This window comes from Bacillus sp. X1(2014) (assembly GCF_007678255.1).
Window position 1 is genome coordinate 40,952 of the sequence record NZ_VEED01000013.1, and the last position, 17,071, is coordinate 58,022.

The 17,071-nt window shown below is 39.0% G+C and carries 15 protein-coding genes; all 15 read left to right on the top strand.

Annotated elements, in window-relative coordinates:
* Positions 1-15: 15 nt before the first annotated feature.
* The 15 genes from FS608_RS20675 (at position 16) to FS608_RS20745 (ending at position 17,054) form a co-directional block, all read left to right on the top strand.
* Positions 16-1,068, top strand: coding sequence for an amino acid ABC transporter substrate-binding protein (locus FS608_RS20675; RefSeq protein ID WP_144554481.1), 1,053 nt, complete (start codon positions 16-18; stop codon positions 1,066-1,068).
* A gap of 11 nt (positions 1,069-1,079) precedes the next feature.
* Entirely contained in the window at positions 1,080-1,763 is a 684-nt protein-coding gene (locus FS608_RS20680; RefSeq protein ID WP_026564827.1) for an amino acid ABC transporter permease, read from the top strand.
* A 20-nt stretch (positions 1,764-1,783) separates the two neighbouring features.
* The gene (locus tag FS608_RS20685) at positions 1,784-2,527 is read left to right on the top strand and encodes an amino acid ABC transporter ATP-binding protein (RefSeq protein WP_144554482.1); all 744 of its coding nucleotides are present in this window, start codon (positions 1,784-1,786) and stop codon (positions 2,525-2,527) included.
* Positions 2,528-3,064: 537 nt separating this feature from the next.
* Positions 3,065-3,994, top strand: coding sequence for a thioredoxin-disulfide reductase (trxB, locus tag FS608_RS20690; protein ID WP_144554483.1), 930 nt, complete (start codon positions 3,065-3,067; stop codon positions 3,992-3,994).
* A 52-nt stretch (positions 3,995-4,046) separates the two neighbouring features.
* Positions 4,047-4,382, top strand: a complete 336-nt coding sequence (locus FS608_RS20695; RefSeq protein WP_144554484.1) for a thioredoxin family protein — start codon at positions 4,047-4,049, stop codon at positions 4,380-4,382.
* Positions 4,383-4,545: 163 nt separating this feature from the next.
* Positions 4,546-4,722 carry an aspartyl-phosphate phosphatase Spo0E family protein gene (locus FS608_RS20700; RefSeq protein ID WP_144554485.1) on the top strand — a complete coding sequence of 59 codons (177 nt, stop codon included), beginning with the start codon at positions 4,546-4,548 and terminating at the stop codon, positions 4,720-4,722.
* Between the two features lie 44 nt (positions 4,723-4,766).
* Positions 4,767-6,065 carry an aminotransferase class I/II-fold pyridoxal phosphate-dependent enzyme gene (locus FS608_RS20705; protein ID WP_144554572.1) on the top strand — a complete coding sequence of 433 codons (1,299 nt, stop codon included), beginning with the start codon at positions 4,767-4,769 and terminating at the stop codon, positions 6,063-6,065.
* Positions 6,066-6,094: 29 nt separating this feature from the next.
* Positions 6,095-6,826 carry a cysteine dioxygenase family protein gene (locus FS608_RS20710; RefSeq protein WP_144554486.1) on the top strand — a complete coding sequence of 244 codons (732 nt, stop codon included), beginning with the start codon at positions 6,095-6,097 and terminating at the stop codon, positions 6,824-6,826.
* 169 nt (positions 6,827-6,995) lie between these two features.
* Complete coding sequence (gene pyc / locus FS608_RS20715; protein WP_144554573.1) at positions 6,996-10,439, top strand: pyruvate carboxylase; 3,444 nt, start codon at positions 6,996-6,998, stop codon at positions 10,437-10,439.
* A gap of 325 nt (positions 10,440-10,764) precedes the next feature.
* On the top strand, positions 10,765-11,211 hold the full coding sequence (locus tag FS608_RS20720; protein WP_144554487.1) for a YaiI/YqxD family protein: 447 nt from the start codon (positions 10,765-10,767) through the stop codon (positions 11,209-11,211).
* Positions 11,212-11,321: 110 nt separating this feature from the next.
* A complete protein-coding gene (locus tag FS608_RS20725; RefSeq protein ID WP_260871753.1) occupies positions 11,322-13,202 on the top strand; it encodes a XylR N-terminal domain-containing protein in 1,881 nt (626 codons plus the stop codon).
* A gap of 272 nt (positions 13,203-13,474) precedes the next feature.
* Complete coding sequence (locus tag FS608_RS20730; protein WP_144554488.1) at positions 13,475-14,659, top strand: acyl-CoA dehydrogenase family protein; 1,185 nt, start codon at positions 13,475-13,477, stop codon at positions 14,657-14,659.
* A gap of 65 nt (positions 14,660-14,724) precedes the next feature.
* Positions 14,725-15,204 carry a flavin reductase family protein gene (locus FS608_RS20735; protein ID WP_144554489.1) on the top strand — a complete coding sequence of 160 codons (480 nt, stop codon included), beginning with the start codon at positions 14,725-14,727 and terminating at the stop codon, positions 15,202-15,204.
* Between the two features lie 21 nt (positions 15,205-15,225).
* Positions 15,226-16,041 (top strand): FAD synthetase family protein, encoded by an 816-nt coding sequence (locus FS608_RS20740; RefSeq protein ID WP_144554490.1) that lies wholly within the window; start codon positions 15,226-15,228, stop codon positions 16,039-16,041.
* A gap of 32 nt (positions 16,042-16,073) precedes the next feature.
* Positions 16,074-17,054, top strand: a complete 981-nt coding sequence (locus tag FS608_RS20745; RefSeq protein WP_144554491.1) for a DODA-type extradiol aromatic ring-opening family dioxygenase — start codon at positions 16,074-16,076, stop codon at positions 17,052-17,054.
* The last annotated feature ends 17 nt before the right edge of the window (positions 17,055-17,071 follow it).

The following is a 17,071-nucleotide window of genomic DNA, read 5'->3' on the forward strand; positions in this document are numbered from 1 at the left end:
TATTCCTAAGTTGCAATAAATTGCGCTGCCATTCCTGAAAATCTTTTGGAAAGCGAGTTATTTGGTTATGAGGGAGGTGATTTCACAGGATCAAGACGTGAAGGGAATATTGGAAAATTTGAATATGCGCACAAAGGGACAATATTTCTAGACGAATTAGGCAATATGCCACTTTCGTTACAACCTGAATTATTAAGAGTTTTACAGGAGAGAACAATTGAACGCATTACAAAGGGGGATATTTGTATGAAAAAGAGTTTAAAAATAGTCGCTTTTTCATTACTCGTTTCACTTATGTTAACTGCATGTGGAAAAACGCAAAATCAAGCAACCACTCAACCGGATAATAAGGCAGCTGGGAGTAAGAATCTGCTAAAGCAAATTAAAGCAGATAGAAAAATTAAAATTGGAACAGAAGGAACCTATGCACCGTTTAGCTACCATGATGCTTCAGGAAAATTAACTGGTTTTGATATCGAAATCGCTGAGGAAGTAGCGAACAGACTTGGTGTGAAACCAGAATTTATTGAGACCCCATGGGACGGTATATTTGCAGGACTTGATTCGAAGCGATTCGATATCATTGTTAATCAAGTTGGAATACGTCCTGACCGTCAGGAAAAATACGATTTTTCTGAGTCGTATATTGTGTCAAAACCTTTCTTGATTGTTCACAAAGACAATGACACTATTAAATCATTTGCAGATTTGAAAGGAAAAAAAGCAGCTCAGACACTAACTAGTAATTTTAAGGATATAGCAATATCCAACGGTGCTGAGATCGTGGGAGTCGAAGGATTTAATCAATCCGTTGATTTAATACTTTCAAAACGCGCTGATGCGACTGTAAATGATGGATTGTCCTATCTTGATTTCAAAAAGCAAAAGCCTGATGCACCTATTAAAGCTGTAGCAGAGCTTGATGAACCGGCACAAATGGGAATTATGCTTAGGAAAGGGAATAAAGAATTGGTAGAGGCCGTAAATAAAGCACTCTCCGACATGAAGAAAGATGGTACGTATTTAAGCATCTCACAAAAATACTTTGAAACCGATGTTTCAAAATAAGGAGTGTTCCAATGTTTGCTGATGAAAGAATGCTACGAATTATTGACATCATTGTAAACTCATTTTTACCGATGTTAAAAGCAGGGATCGCTTTTACCGTACCGTTGACACTTATATCTTTTTTTCTGGGACTCATTCTTGCTTTGCTTACAGCACTGGCTCGAATCTCGGGAATTCAAGCTCTCGATGCTGTTGCAAGATTTTATGTATGGGTAATTAGGGGAACACCTCTGCTTGTTCAATTGTTTATTATTTTCTATGGTCTTCCAAGTGTTGGGATTACAATTGGTCCGCTGCCATCGGCTATTATCGGTTTTACTATTAGTGTTGGCGCCTATAACTCAGAGATTATTCGCGCAGCTATACTCTCAATTCCCAAGGGGCAATGGGAGGCCGCTTACTCAATCGGGATGAGCTATCGTCAAGCATTAAAAAGGATTATTCTTCCTCAAGCAACAAGGGTGTCTGTCCCACCCATGTCAAACAGTTTTATTAGCTTGGTAAAGGATACATCATTGGCTGCTACCATAACAGTGACCGAAATGTTTAGAATCGCTCAGCAAATTACAGCAACAACCTATGAACCATTGGTACTATATTGTCTAGCAGGATTTATTTATTTGATTTTCAGTACAGTTCTTTCTAACGCTCAAGGCCGTATGGAAAAACGACTTGATCGATATGTGGCGGGCTGATTTGATAGGAGGATATTCAAGTGATTGAGATAAAGAACCTGCATAAGCAGTTTGGGAAAACAGAAGTTTTAAAGGGAATCGATTTGAAAATAGAGGAAGGCAATACGGTTTGTATTATTGGGCCTTCGGGATCAGGCAAAACAACTTTGTTACGCTGTTTGAATTTACTGGAAATACCTACAAAAGGAACTATCAAGCTTGGAAAATATTCTTTGGATTTTCGGGATAAAAAACATGTTCCAAAAGACAGGGTTATTAAGTTCCGTCAACAAACAGGTATGGTTTTCCAGGGGTATAATTTGTTCCCTCATATGACTGCACTGGAAAATGTTATGGAAGGTCTGTTCATCGTTCGTAAGCAAGACAAGGAACTTTCACGTACTAAAGCTCTTCACTTGCTAGAAAAGGTAGGATTAAAGGAACGTGCAAACCACTACCCATCTCAGCTATCCGGGGGACAACAACAACGCGTAGGAATCGCCCGAGCGATGGCAATGGAACCTGAAGTCCTACTTTTTGATGAACCTACTTCCGCGTTAGATCCTGAGTTAGTAGGCGAAGTTCTGAAGGTTATGAAAGAACTGGCTAAAGAAGGAATGACTATGGTTGTTGTAACCCATGAAATGAACTTTGCTCGTGAGGCAGCGGATAAGGTAGTATTCATTGATAATGGTGTGATTGTCGAAGAAGGAACACCACAACAGATTTTTGAAAATACAGAGCATGAACGTACATTACAATTTTTAAATAAACTTTGTTCGTAAAACGATTTAACTATGCATAATCTGGCAAAGCAGCCATGCAAGTAATCTCCCAAACTTAGACATACGGCGTATTAAACATAGTACATTATTCTTACGTATGATCTAACTATATTTAGAGGATGGTTAATCCTACTAGCTTTTCCTCACTTTAACAACAAAGTTCTAAAAGTATATTGATTAATAGGGGCAGAAATCTTTGATTTACTTTCCTCGATTTAAATAATGAAAAAGCAAACAGAAGTCGCTCTGTTTGCTTTTTTTTACTCAGTTCTTGGGGCATTTAGTCATTATCATTGCTAATCTATTCTTCCTATCCCATATTGTATGCTATTTCAGTTAAATTAAAATTTCGAGAAAATTGTCTTAAGATGTTTTTCTTAATCTTGAAAATATTTTTCTCAATCGTGATAGAAAGTGGGACTGATTGATCTATAGAACGGTTGTAAAAATAGCGTTATTACAGAAAATGAAAAGTTGGCATAAAAATTGCAAATAAATATTCATGACTAAGAGATTAGCACAACGAGGAGGTAAGTAATGTATAAAACCGTTATTTTAGGAACTGGCCCTGCTGGGCTGACCGCAGCAATCTATCTAGCACGTGCTAACCTAAGTCCTTTAGTCATCGAAGGGCCTGAACCAGGGGGGCAATTGACATTGACAACAGATGTTGAGAATTTCCCTGGTTTTCCTGAAGGGATTATGGGACGAGAGTTGATGCAGAACATGCGAAGGCAAGCTGAGCATTTTGGAGCAAAGTTTAAAAGGGGGTGGGTTAAAAAAGTCGACTTTTCAAATAACCCTTTTACCTTAACAGTGGAAGGAATAGGGGAGCTCAAAACGCAATCATTAATCATTTCAACGGGAGCTTCTGCGAAACTTTTGGATATTCCAGGGGAAAGGGAAAATATTGGCCGTGGGGTAAGTACCTGTGCAACGTGTGATGGATTTTTCTTTAGAGGAAAGAAAATTATCGTTGTCGGTGGCGGAGATTCAGCTATGGAAGAAGCAAATTTTTTAACGAAGTTTGCTTCGGAGGTTCGTGTTGTGCACCGCAGAAAGGAGCTTCGCGCTTCCCAAATTATGCAAGACCGTGCCAAAAATAATCCAAAAATTACTTGGAGTTTAAATTACATTCCTGAAGAAGTGATTGCAGGAGAACGACACGTTACTGGCTTGAAAGTAAAAAACAGTGAAACTGGAAAAAACGAATTTCTGGAATCTGATGGTATTTTCATGGCAATCGGGCATAAACCGAACACATCTTTTTTAGACAATCAAATCAAAACGGACGATATGGGATATATCATTGTGAATCCTGGTACAACAGAAACAAATATTCCTGGTGTATTTGCCTGCGGGGATGTTCAAGATCATAAATACCGCCAAGCCATTACTGCTGCAGGAAGTGGTTGTATGGCTGCTCTGGATTGCGAAAGATACCTTGATACAATTGCGTTTAAGTAGTGGAAACAATCAGTATAACATTTGAGAACAAAATATAGGGAGGATTTTATTTATGAAAGAGATCAAAACAAAACAAGAGTTTAATGAGGCGATTTTATCAACAAAACCAGTTATGGCCAAATTTTATGCTGAATATTGCCCAGACTGTCAGCATACCGATTTATTCATGCCGATTTTGGAAGAAGCATATAAAGAAAAAGTAGATATGATCGCAGTAAGTCGAGAACATTTTCCGGAACTATTAGAAAAGCTAGATGTGTACGGAATCCCAAGCTTTATTGTTTTTCAAGAAGGGAAGGAACTTAATCGCTTTGTTAGTAAACTCGGAAAAAGCCAGGAAGAGGTTGAACAGTTTCTCAACCAAATCTTAGAGGAAAGTAGAAAATAAGAATGCATTAATCTGAAGCCAATAAATATTGAGTACTCACTCAATATTTATTGGCAATATATTCGAAATTATCAATTTTATCGACTTGTTTTTTGTATATGCACTATTCAGCCATTAGGGCTAGAATCACCACTATCTAATGTACATTAAGGAGGAATAAAAAATGGAACTCATGAAATATGTGAAGGAATACAATTATCTAAAAGTCAATATGGAGAAATCAGGATTCATGTATGGACTGTGTGATACAAGAACCATTAAATATAGTCAAGATTTAGATTTATTACTTAACAAATTAATGAAAATTAGATATCCAGGATTAAAGAGAAGAACGAATTAAATTAAGCCAAACAATTGATGTATAAAAGGAAGGTGAATAAAGTGCTGAACCCATTGGCTTTAGAATTAAATCATGTCATTGAAGAACGCAATAAACCAGTATATGAGATGTTGTCATCGTTGGGAAAATCATTGTATTTTCCAAAAGGGATTGTCAGCCAGGCAGGAGAGGCAAAGGGAAAAGCAGACCGATTCAATGCAACAATCGGGATGGCTTCAGAGGGTGGACAACCAATGTATTTAGATGTCATCCACAAGAACCTTTCCTCATACGATCCGATAGACCTGTATCCATATGCACCAACGGCAGGAAAACCAGAGTTGCGTGAGGTTTGGAGAAAGAAGCTTCTTAAAGAGAATCCTTCCCTTGAAGGAAAGGAATTTGGCACTCCGATCGTGACGAACGCGCTGACCCATGGCTTGAGTATCGTATCCGACCTGTTTGTGGAAAAGGGTGATCCCATTTTACTACCAGATAAGTATTGGGATAATTATCATATAACATTCAACGTCCGCCGCGGCAGCCATACAGTGACCTATCCATTATTCACCAAAGCAAACCTATTTAATGGAAAAGGTATGCTGGAGGCCCTTTTATCCTGTAAGAATGGAAAAGTTATCCTTGTGCTTAATTTCCCTCATAATCCAACAGGCTATACTCCTTTGGAAAAAGAAGTGGAGGAAATCCTTCATGCCATCAAGCAGGCAGCGGATCTTGGGATTAACATTGTTGCTGTTATTGATGATGCTTATTTTGGATTATATTATGAAGATTCAATCAAAGAATCTATATTTGCTCGTTTAGTAGGGTTACACCCGCGTGTCCTCCCCATTAAAATTGATGGGGCAACCAAAGAAGAATATGCTTGGGGTTTTCGTGTTGGGTTTCTCACATTTGGAATCCAAGATGCTTTGGTTTTGGAAGCGCTGGAGAAAAAGACGATGGGTTCCATTCGAAGTACCATCTCTTGTAGTCCCCACCTTTCCCAAACAACCATTTTGGATGCCTTGTTAAATCCCGAATTTGAAGTGCAGCGCAGGGAGAGAAATAAGGTAATGGAAGCTAGGGCGAAGCGAGTCAAAGAGATCTTAGCAGACGGGAAATATGCGGATGCATTCGAACCCTATCCATTCAATTCAGGGTATTTCGTGTGTCTTCGAATCAAGCATTCCGATGCAGAAACGCTGCGGATCCATTTGCTCAAGCAGTACGGAGTGGGGACGATCTCACTAGCCAAGACGGATCTTCGAATCGCATTTTCCTGTGTTGAATTAAGTGATTTGGACCAGCTTTTTGAACTTATCTATCGGTCATGTAAAGAATTAGAATCCATAGTGCAATAGAGACCCTTACATAAGGTCCTTTTTCTTCCTTGGTATTAGCGGAATTGTTTTTCAGACCTGAGATAAAGATTTCTCACATTAAAGAATCAACAAAGGTATCGTTAGTGGTTATGGAAAAGGTAAATCCCATAATTTTCAAAAAGAAATTATCCTTCATAGGAGGACAATGTATCATGACAAATCAAACGACGGAATATACACTGATCGACTTTATTCGAGATATGACATGGATAATAGAGAGAAATGAGAGTGATGCCGTTCGGGTGGCAGAGGCAGAGCGTTTACTCGGTGAACTGCTTCGTACCACATCCTGGCTCTCTCCCGAAAAGCGCAAGCCCAGCTCGGAAGGTTATGCCCGCCATTCCCTATACTGCGATCCGCAGGGTCGTTTTGAGATAATTGCACTTGTCTGGAAGCCGGGGCAGAAAACTTCACTCCATGATCACGATGGTACTTGGGGAGCTGAAGGGGTTGTGGCTGGACAGATCAAGGTGACGAACTATCTTCGAGTGGATGAGATTTCAGAAAGTTTAGTAATGCTCAGGCAAACTGATACATTGATTGTAAATCAGCAAATGACTGGCAAACTCCTGCCCCCAGCGGATTGTCACATCCTTGAAACGGAGGGCGATCAAACGGCGATAACCATCCATGTTTATGGAAAACAACTCCGTAAGTTTCGGGTATTTCAACCTTTACAACAAGAAGGTATTTTTTCAGCCCACGATTCCTTTTTAGGGTATACTCCCGGGCCAATCTAAGTTTATAAGGTATTTGAAAATATAATAGTTTGTTTTCTTCAATAACAGTTCTATTGTTCTTCTATAATCCATTTATATATTTTTTTATAATGCACAACTCTTTAATCATTTATAAAATATTAATCTATAAATTTGTCTAATTTATGCGAGAGGGGTAAAAAGCTTGAGTGTGGTAACGAAAAAAATTAACAAAGTTTTAGTCGCAAACCGTGGGGAAATTGCCATTCGTATTTTTCGTGCATGTACAGAACTATATATTCGAACTGTAGCCATTTACTCAAAAGAAGATGCATGGTCTTTTCATCGTTTTAAAGCAGATGAAGCGTATTTAATCGGAAAAGGAAAAAAGCCAATTGAAGCTTATTTGGATATCGAAGGGATCATTGAACTAGCTAAAACACATGAAGTAGATGCAATTCACCCAGGATATGGATTTTTGTCGGAAAACATTGAATTTGCTAAACGTTGTGAAGAAGAGGGCATTTTGTTTATTGGACCCGAATCTAGACATCTTAATATGTTTGGCGATAAAGTAAAAGCCCGTCATCAAGCCATACAAGCGAATATACCAGTCATCTCGGGGAGTGATGGACCAATTTCCAGTATGGAAGATGCCGAAGCTTTTGGTCGAGAGTATGGTTATCCTCTAATGATTAAAGCCTCACTTGGTGGTGGAGGCCGAGGTATGCGTATTGTACGAAAGGAGGATGAATTAAAAGAATCCTATGAACGTGCAAAGTCTGAAGCAAAGACTGCATTTGGCAATGATGAGGTTTATGTAGAGAAGTTTATTGAAAACCCAAAGCACATTGAAGTACAAATTTTAGGAGACAAAGACGGCAATATCATCCACTTATATGAGCGTGATTGTTCTATACAACGCCGTCATCAAAAAGTAGTAGAAATTGCACCAAGTGTCACATTATCCGAAAGCTTACGTAAACAGATTTGTGAGGCGGCTGTTCATTTAATGAAAAACGTACGCTACCAAAATGCTGGAACAGTAGAGTTCCTTGTATCAGGAGATAAGTTTTATTTTATTGAAGTAAATCCACGCGTACAGGTCGAACATACAATTACCGAAATGATTACTGGTATTGATATTGTTCAGTCACAAATTTTAATTGCGGATGGATACACTTTACATAGTAATGAAGTGGGTATTCCCTCTCAAGACGATATACAAATCAACGGTTATGCGATTCAATCCCGTGTAACTACAGAAGATCCTCTGAATAATTTTATGCCAGATACTGGGAAAATAGTGACTTACCGCTCTGGTGGCGGATTTGGTGTTCGCCTTGATGCAGGAAATGGATTTCAGGGGGCTGTTATTACTCCTTATTATGATTCATTGCTCGTAAAGGTAACAACCGCAGCGAATACGTTTGAGAAGGCGGCTACAAAAATGTTACGCAACCTTCGTGAATTTCGTATTCGTGGAATCAAAACTAATATTCCCTTCCTTGAAAATGTGGTCAAGCATCAAAAGTTTCTAAAAGGAAATTATGATACTTCCTTTATTGATACAACACCAGAATTATTTCTATTTCCTGAGAGCAAGGATCGCGGAACAAAAATGCTGAGGTATATCGGGAATATCACGGTAAATGGATTCCCTGGAATCGGTAAAACCAAGAAGCCAGAATTCTCTAAACCCTCCTTGCCTGAAATAAAAAACTCTGAACCTATTCCAACGGGAACAAAACAAATTTTAAATGATGAAGGTCCTGATGGGGTCGTCAAATGGATTAAGGAACAAAAAGAAATACTGTTAACCGATACGACATTCCGTGATGCACACCAATCTCTACTAGCTACCCGAGTACGAACAAACGATTTATTACGTATTGCGGAGCCAACGGCACGTTTAGCACATAATCTTTTCTCAACAGAAATGTGGGGAGGCGCCACATTTGATGTATCGTATCGTTTCTTAAGCGAAAATCCTTGGGATCGTTTATTACAATTACGCAAAAAAATGCCTAATCTATTATTTCAAATGCTTCTTCGTTCCTCTAATGCGGTGGGTTATAAAAATTATCCTGACAATATCATAAGAACGTTCATAAAAGAATCAGCGGAAGCTGGGATTGATGTCTTCCGTATTTTTGATAGTTTAAATTGGGTGCAAGGTATGACTCTTGCTATTAATACTGTAAGAGATAGCGGCAAAATAGCTGAAGCAGCCATGTGTTATACAGGAGACATTTTAGATGCATCAAGAAGAAAGTATAACTTAAACTACTATAAGCAACTTGCTAAAGAGTTGGAAGCATCTGGTGCTCATATTCTAGGTATAAAAGACATGGCTGGATTATTAAAGCCACAAGCGGCATATGAGTTAATTTCCACACTTAAAGAAACAGTAGATATTCCTATTCACCTGCATAGTCACGATACAAGCGGTAACGGAATCTTAATGTACGCGAAGGCCATAGAAGCAGGTGTAGATATTGTCGATGTTGCCGTCAGTTCTATGGCAGGGTTAACTTCACAGCCAAGCGCTAACTCGTTATTTTATGCATTAGAAGGCCATGAACGGAAACCAAATATCGATATTCGCAGTTTTGAAAAACTTTCTAACTATTGGGAAAACGTTCGTCTTTTCTATCAAACTTTTGAGAGTGGAATGAAGTCGCCTCACACAGAAATCTATATTCATGAAATGCCTGGCGGTCAATATAGTAACCTTCAGCAACAAGCAAAAGCAGTTGGATTAGGAGATCGCTGGGATGAAGTAAAAGAAATGTATACAAGAGTCAATCAATTATTTGGAGATATAGTCAAAGTAACCCCCTCATCAAAAGTAGTCGGTGATATGGCTCTTTATTTGGTGCAAAACAACTTAACGGAGGAAGATATTTACAAACGAGGCGAAACCTTAGACTTCCCAGATTCTGTGGTTGAACTGTTTCAGGGGTACTTAGGTCAGCCTTATGAAGGCTTCCCGAAGGAACTTCAACGGATTGTTCTAAAAAGAAGAGAACCCATTACCGTTCGTCCTGGAGAGCTATTAGAGGATTTCGATTTTCAAAAAACGGAAAATATATTATATCAAACAATTAGCCGTTCTGTTACCAGTCATGATGTCATTTCTTATGCTTTATATCCAAAAGTCTTTTTGGATTATCAGAAGACATTCGAACAATACGGTGAAATATCGATGTTAGACACTCCTACTTTCTTTTATGGTATGCGTCTTGGTGAAGAAATCCAAGTGGAAATTGAAAAAGGAAAAACACTGATGGTTAAACTTGTCTCGATCGGTCAGGCGCAACTAGACGGTACACGCATATTGTACTTTGAATTAAACGGTCAATCTCGTGAAGTGATCATTAAAGATGAAAGCATCACAACAACTGTTGTATCAAGGCTTAAAGCAGATCCACTCAATTCATACCATATAGGAGCCTCCATGCCTGGAACCGTCATTAAAATATTAACCAAAAAAGGGGAAAGGGTATCAAAAGGGGATCATCTCATGATTACAGAAGGGATGAAGATGGAAACAACGATACAAGCACCCTCCAATGGAATTGTAAAGGATCTATATGTGTTATGTGGGGAGGCAATCCAGCAAGGTGATTTACTTATCGAGCTAATAAATTAATTGAATACAGCAGGCTTCGAGAATTCGATTCGCCTGGATTCATTACAGGGAAACACTTGGACTATTTTTGAAAATGAAGATTGAATGAAGTCACAACTGTTGAGAAAGAAGCATAAATTCGTATTAAAAAATCCTAATTAACTAAATTAATGTTAATTAGGATTTTTCTATTTGGTTGTCCATGAAGAACCGTATCATAATTTCTAAACATACTGGGGGTCAGGCACTTTGCAAAGCACCGTACTTCTGATTCCATGGTTTGACAAAAACGTAATTTACCAATAGTATCACAATTAATTCGAACTTCTTTATAGGAGAGATAAAGATGAAAATTTATGTGGATGCGGATGCTTGTCCAGTAAAAGATATTATTATTTCAGAAGGAGGGAAAGCAGGAATTCCTGTTACCCTTGTTACAAGTTTTTCGCACTATTCTAATGCGGAACAACCTTCAGGAGTAGAAATTATTTATGTTGATTCTGGAGCGGATGCTGCCGATTATCGGATTATGAAGTTAGCCGAATCAGGCGATATGATTGTTACGCAAGATTATGGACTTGCATCACTAGGTTTACCAAAAGGATGTATCGTCCTTCACCATAAAGGGTTTAGGTATACCCATGAAAATATTGATCAATTATTACAAACACGATACTTAAGTGCAATGGCTCGAAAAAGCGGAAAGCGGACAAAGGGACCAAAGCCGTTTACAGCAGAAGATCGGGATCAATTTAGAAGGCTTTTTAAACAAGCTATTTTAAATATGGACTAACATCCGGCATTGCCAGCATCATAGAAAGATTCTGCTATACTTAAAATAAATTTTTGATAAATTCCTGCTAAAAAGGAATAGTACTAACCACGGAGAATCGAGGTGTTCGTATGAGAATTCAAATTTCAGAAGTAAGCCATAGCAAAGAGGCCACTTTGGATGACCGTAAAATCATCTCCTCTTCATCGGCCTTTGGGATTCTAAGGCACCAGCTGGTTAAAAATATAGGAATTGAAAGAATCAAGGGTTTCCTGTTTCATTATGGATGGGAAATGGGCGTTAATGATGCCAAAGACGCTTTGAAAAGCAATCTATCGTTAGAGGAATTAATAAAGGATGGTCCTATTCGACATATTGAAAATGGCCATATTAGAGGGATACTGCATGATTGCACGTTTGAATTGAATGATCAGAGTAAAATCAATTATTTTTATTCAAATGGTACTTGGATTGATTCCTATGAGGCTAGTGAGCATATTAAACGTTTAGGTATATCCAAGACCCAAGTTTGTCATACACTAATTGGCTATTCAAGCGGATTCATGTCCACGGTTTTCGGGGAAAGGCTTCTGGCGAAAGAGGTGGCGTGTGTCGGGAAAGGTGATATCGAATGCCGCTGGGTAATTAAAAGACAGGTAGAATGGGAGGCTGAAGGGGAAAATGACCTTCATTTTTACAATGAGACTCCCATTGTAAAGGAATTGGAGTATACATATGATCAATTGCTCGAACAAAAAAATGTTGTTATGAAATTGGCTGATTTTCAACAAAAATTAACCGAAGAAATAATTAACGGAAGTAATTTACAATCGATTGCTAAAAAGGTATATGACAACCTCCCTATTCCAATGATAATTGAAGATACAGATCACCGGACCATGGTGTATACCGGTTTATCAGAAGAGCGATATTTAGAATTGAAAGAGGATATGGACCACTTTATTCAAAAAAGTGAGCAGAAGTTCCAGCAAGCCAAACATGCAAATTACCCGTTACCATTTAGGAAAAAGATGATTAAAACTGAAAAGCAAGAACGGCTGATTACACCAATTCTTGTCCAAAAAGAGGTCGTAGGGTATTGTGCATTCATTTACGAGGAAGGGGATAAGGAAAAACATGAGGAAGATTACTTGCTTCTAGACCGTTTTGCCAATGCTGCTTCTCTAATTCTCTTAAATGAAAAGACGAGTTTCGAATCCTTTGAAAGAATGAAAGGTAATTTTTTAGAACAAATAATAGAGGGAAAGCTTCCAAAAAGTGAAATGATCAAAAGAGGAAAGTATACGGGAATTGACCTGGGAAAGCCTTTTTATGTAGCCGTGATGGAATATAAAAAAACACAAGGCTCGATTGAGGAGGAATTTCTGTTACAAGAGCAACTATTTGAAACGACCTTTCGCTATTTTAATGGCAAAAAACCGATTGTTTTGGCAGGTCAGCACGATGGAAACATCATCTTGTTGCTGACGAAACAAACGATAAAAAATTCAACGATTACGGATGTCATGCAAGAATTTCATGGTTATTTAATGCAAAAATATCCTCATGGGGATTTCAAATTTGGCATAAGTAATGTAAGTGATGAAATTGAAAACGCTGTAACGTGTTATGAAGAGGCTGTGATTGCTTTACGGCTGTCAGTGAAAAAAGAAATCGTTCCTTTTCGATCATTGGGAATTGTTGGAGTGCTGATTAACTCCAAAAATAGTACTGGCATAAAAATGATAGCAAAACAGGAGCTTGGGCAGCTCTATAATACGAAGGACCCAAAAACAGTAGAGCTCCTTAAGTCGTTATACTTCTTTTTAATAAATGGAGGAAAGCTGGAGCAGACGATGCAGGATCTTTCCTTATCAATGAGCGGGTTAAGACATAGAATTAATAAGATAGAAAGTTTACTTGAAAAAGACCTCCGTGAACCAAATGAAATGCATCAATTATTATTGATTATCAAATCTTTAATTGCTTTAGGGGAAATAGAATTCGAATAGATGTGAAGGCCAACCAGATTTTATCTGGCTGGCCTTTTTTGATTGAAAAACAAGATGAACAAAAATATACGATAAAAAGAAAAATCATGAACAATTATTGCTCTAGTCTGAAGATTATAAATTAACTAAACTATTAATATATCGAAGTAAACATTATTAGCAAGTTAAAAAAGTAGTTAATGTAAGCGATAACAGAAGCGAGTTTTATATGTGATCCATTGTAACGATGGTTGAAAATGATCTACATCATAAGAAACGTAAGGGGTGTTAACATGGAAAATTATGCAGTTGGGGAAAAAAGTGTAACAGTTGAAGAGTTGTTAGCCGGAGCGGAGCGGGTCGGAAAATTAGCGGAGCTGGAGGCGGCTGAAGCAGAGAAAAACGCGACAATTTCACAGAATGTAGTTGATCTTATTAAGGAAACGAAAATCGCAAGGATGATGCTTCCTAAAAAATATGGCGGTCCTCAGGTAGATTTGAAAACGTTTGCTAAGATTGTCCGTAAAGTAGCAAATTATAACATTTCAGCAGCATGGCTTACGTACCTATATCCACTTCACAATATGCTGCCTGCCTTTCTGCCTGAAAAGGGTGCAGATGAAGTCATCAATCAGGGCGGATTAATTTGCGATATCTTTGCTGCATTAGGCAAAGCAGAACGGGATGGCGATGGTTTCCGTATAAGCGGAAAGTGGAGCTTTGTAAGTGGTGTTAATTATAGTGACTGGGTGGGTGTTGGGGTTATGATTCAATTCCCTGAAACGGAAAAGCCTGTGTATTGCCTGCCGATGCTAAAGATTTCTGAGGTGGAAGTCATTCATAATTGGGATACCTTTGGGTTAAGAGGATCGGGCAGCAATCAGATTATTGCCAATGATGTATATGTTCCAATGGAGAGGATTTTACGGTTGGATCAAGCCGAGCTTACAAGAAGACCGCCTTTGGATGAATATGATACGGATTATCCATTCTACCATGTTCCTTTCTTTCCTTCCTTTTATCTTGGATTTGGGTACATGGCGCTTGGGGGGGCAGAACGAATTCTTCAGGAATTTAAAGTGCTTACTGAAAAACGCGTGCGCTTAATGGATGGCGTTAGGGAAAGTGAGTCACCAAGGAGCCAGCGTGTATTAGCTGAAATGACAACCGACTTTCATATAGCGGAAGGCTTATTGGATAAATATATTGACCTGCTTGTGAATTATGAAAAGGATGGCTGTAAAACACCGCCCTCTGAATTCTTTGCTATTCGTACAAAAGCTATCAAAATTTGTGTGGATATCGCTGTCAGAGCTTTGTTAACACTTGGCGGGGGCGCTCTCTATAAAGGCGGTCCAATGGAATTATTCTTAAGGGATATCATGGCTGTTGCTACACATAAAACTTCACTATATGAAGATGCCGTTGACGCATATGGTAAGGATTTGTTTGGTTTTGAAAGCGGAGTTAGAGGATAATTTTTGTTCCAGCAGGGGAGAGTTTAAAAGTTTAATAGGGGAAAATTTTTTTAGGAGGATTTTATATGGATGATCGTCAATTTCGTCAAGCAATGGGGAAATTTGCAACAGGGGTCACTGTTATAGCAACAGAAGTTGAAGGAGACGTTCACGGAATGACAGCGAATGCGTTCATGTCCGTATCGCTTGATCCAAAGCTTGTCGTTATTTCAATCGGAGAAAAGGCTAAGATTCTTAGCAAAATAAAAGAAAGTAGCATCTTCACGGTTAATATTTTAGCTGCTGACCAGCAGGAGTTGTCGATGATTTTCGCTGGACAATTGAAAGAGCATAAGGAAGTCATATTCAACCGCCTCGATGGAAAGCCGGTATTGCCTGGTGCAGTAGCGCAGATTGCATGTGAAGTATCCGCCGAGCATGTCGAAGGGGACCATACTCTGTTTATCGGAAAAGTAACCGATATTCACCTTGAAGACGGAGAGCCATTGATTTTTTACAGTGGCAAATACCGTTCATTAGTAGAACAAATGCCAGTGTCTATTTAAAAAATTTGAGGGGAGACCGTTATGGAAACAATACACTTGAACCAGGATAATTTGGCAGAATGGCAGAAGAAGGCGGGGCCAAATGTGATGGCACTTGGTTGTTTCGATGGTCTTCATCATGGACATTGTGCAGTAATTAAAACCGCTTTGCAAAAGGCAAAAGAGAAACGGGCGCCGTTAGCTGTCATGAGTTTTTTCCCTCATCCGAAATCGGTGATCTCAAAGGGAAAAGTTCATGTGAAGTATTTAATGCCGCTTGCAGAAAAAGAGGCGAAGCTTCGTGAAATGGGCGTTGATATCTTTTATATCGTTGAATTTAATCAAGGGTTTGCTGGATTGACGCCAGAGCAGTTTGTGGCGGATTACTTGAATGGACTTGGTGTTATTCATGCAGTTGCAGGATTTGATTTTTCCTATGGTTCACGCGGCGCGGGTAATTTGAAACGCTTGAAACTGGACTCAGGCGACCTGATTGACGTAACAACGGTAGCAAAAGTAGAACTAAGGGGCGAGAAAATAAGTTCCACCTGTATTCGTGAACGGCTGCAGAATGGAAAAGTCGCAGAACTCTTAGATTTTCTGGGTCATTACTATAGAACAGAGAGTGAGTGGAATGGAGAGACCTTCACGCTGTATCCGTATTATACGCTGCCGGCACCCGGACGATATGAAGTGGTCTTAACAAACGAGAGCGGTTCCGTCCATCGGGAAGTGATTATAAAGAACGATGGCGCAACACTCAAATGTACGGATGAGATCCCTATATTTTTAAAAGGGAAACTATCAATAATCTGGCAAAAGGAAATTGTTGAATCAAGGAAATTACGAATTTCTTAACATATGATCATTTTTGAAAAGGAGTGGATTAAATGGCTGAAATTATCGCAGGTGTGGCAATGTCACATAGCCCGATGATCATGACGAATGAAGCGGGTGCTGGAGAAAAAGGACAGAGGTTCCTGAATACGGCAGCGGAAATGAAGAAATATCTTGAGGATTCAGGAGCAGATGTCATTGTATTGATATCTGATGACCATTTCAATAGCTATTTCTACGATCACATGCCTTCATTTACGATTGGAATCGGCGAATGTGAAGGCTGGGGAGACTGGCAGCTGCCGAAATACAATGTTCCGGTACAACAAGAATTAGCGAAACATATTCTCCATACTAGCTTGGAAAACAATATTGATTTTGCCTTTACGTTGAAAATGAAAGTGGATCATGGTCATACGCAAGGGATTTATTTCTTAAACCCTGATCTGCAAATCCCTGTTGTTCCAATCGCGATAAATACTTCAGCACCGCCATTGCCAACTATGGACCGCTGTTTTCAGCTTGGTGAGATCGTTCGGAAGGCGATTGAGTCATGGGATCAGGAACTAAAGGTTGCAATTGTCGCATCTGGCGGCCTATCGCACTGGGTGCCGATTCCAAATATTGAGAGTGAAAAGCCGGAAGATCAATTCCTCATTAATGTCTTAAAAAATGGCCGCCAGGAAATTGACCAGCTTGATGAATATTTAAAGTTACGGGAAACAAATGTAACTCGAATTAAATCAGGCCCAGTGAACGAACAGATTGACCGCGAATTTTTACATCTGGTGACTGAAAAAGATTTTACGACATTAAGAAACTGGAGTGCCGCTTATGTCGAAGAACATTTAGGAAACGGCGGTCAGGAAATTCATAACTGGCTTGTGCTGCTAGGTATTCTTCAGGATTTTGATGCAAGTGTGGCTTGTTATGAGCCAATTCCTGAATGGGTGACAGGAATGGCGGTTGTTCAATTCGTACAGCCAGTCGAGCAAAAGAAAAGTCAAGCATCGGAGTACGAACTATGTAAATAAACTTTTTTGAAAAAGGA

Bases quoted from the DNA above. Each gene is read 5' to 3' on its own strand.
- FS608_RS20680 (WP_026564827.1), top strand. From the start codon at position 1,080: ATGTTTGCTGATGAAAGAATGCTACGAATTATTGACATCATTGTAAAC.
- trxB (WP_144554483.1), top strand. From the start codon at position 3,065: ATGTATAAAACCGTTATTTTAGGAACTGGCCCTGCTGGGCTGACCGCA.
- FS608_RS20695 (WP_144554484.1), top strand. From the start codon at position 4,047: ATGAAAGAGATCAAAACAAAACAAGAGTTTAATGAGGCGATTTTATCA.
- FS608_RS20700 (WP_144554485.1), top strand. From the start codon at position 4,546: ATGGAACTCATGAAATATGTGAAGGAATACAATTATCTAAAAGTCAAT.
- FS608_RS20720 (WP_144554487.1), top strand. From the start codon at position 10,765: ATGAAAATTTATGTGGATGCGGATGCTTGTCCAGTAAAAGATATTATT.
- FS608_RS20725 (WP_260871753.1), top strand. From the start codon at position 11,322: ATGAGAATTCAAATTTCAGAAGTAAGCCATAGCAAAGAGGCCACTTTG.
- FS608_RS20730 (WP_144554488.1), top strand. From the start codon at position 13,475: ATGGAAAATTATGCAGTTGGGGAAAAAAGTGTAACAGTTGAAGAGTTG.
- FS608_RS20735 (WP_144554489.1), top strand. From the start codon at position 14,725: ATGGATGATCGTCAATTTCGTCAAGCAATGGGGAAATTTGCAACAGGG.
- FS608_RS20740 (WP_144554490.1), top strand. From the start codon at position 15,226: ATGGAAACAATACACTTGAACCAGGATAATTTGGCAGAATGGCAGAAG.
- FS608_RS20745 (WP_144554491.1), top strand. From the start codon at position 16,074: ATGGCTGAAATTATCGCAGGTGTGGCAATGTCACATAGCCCGATGATC.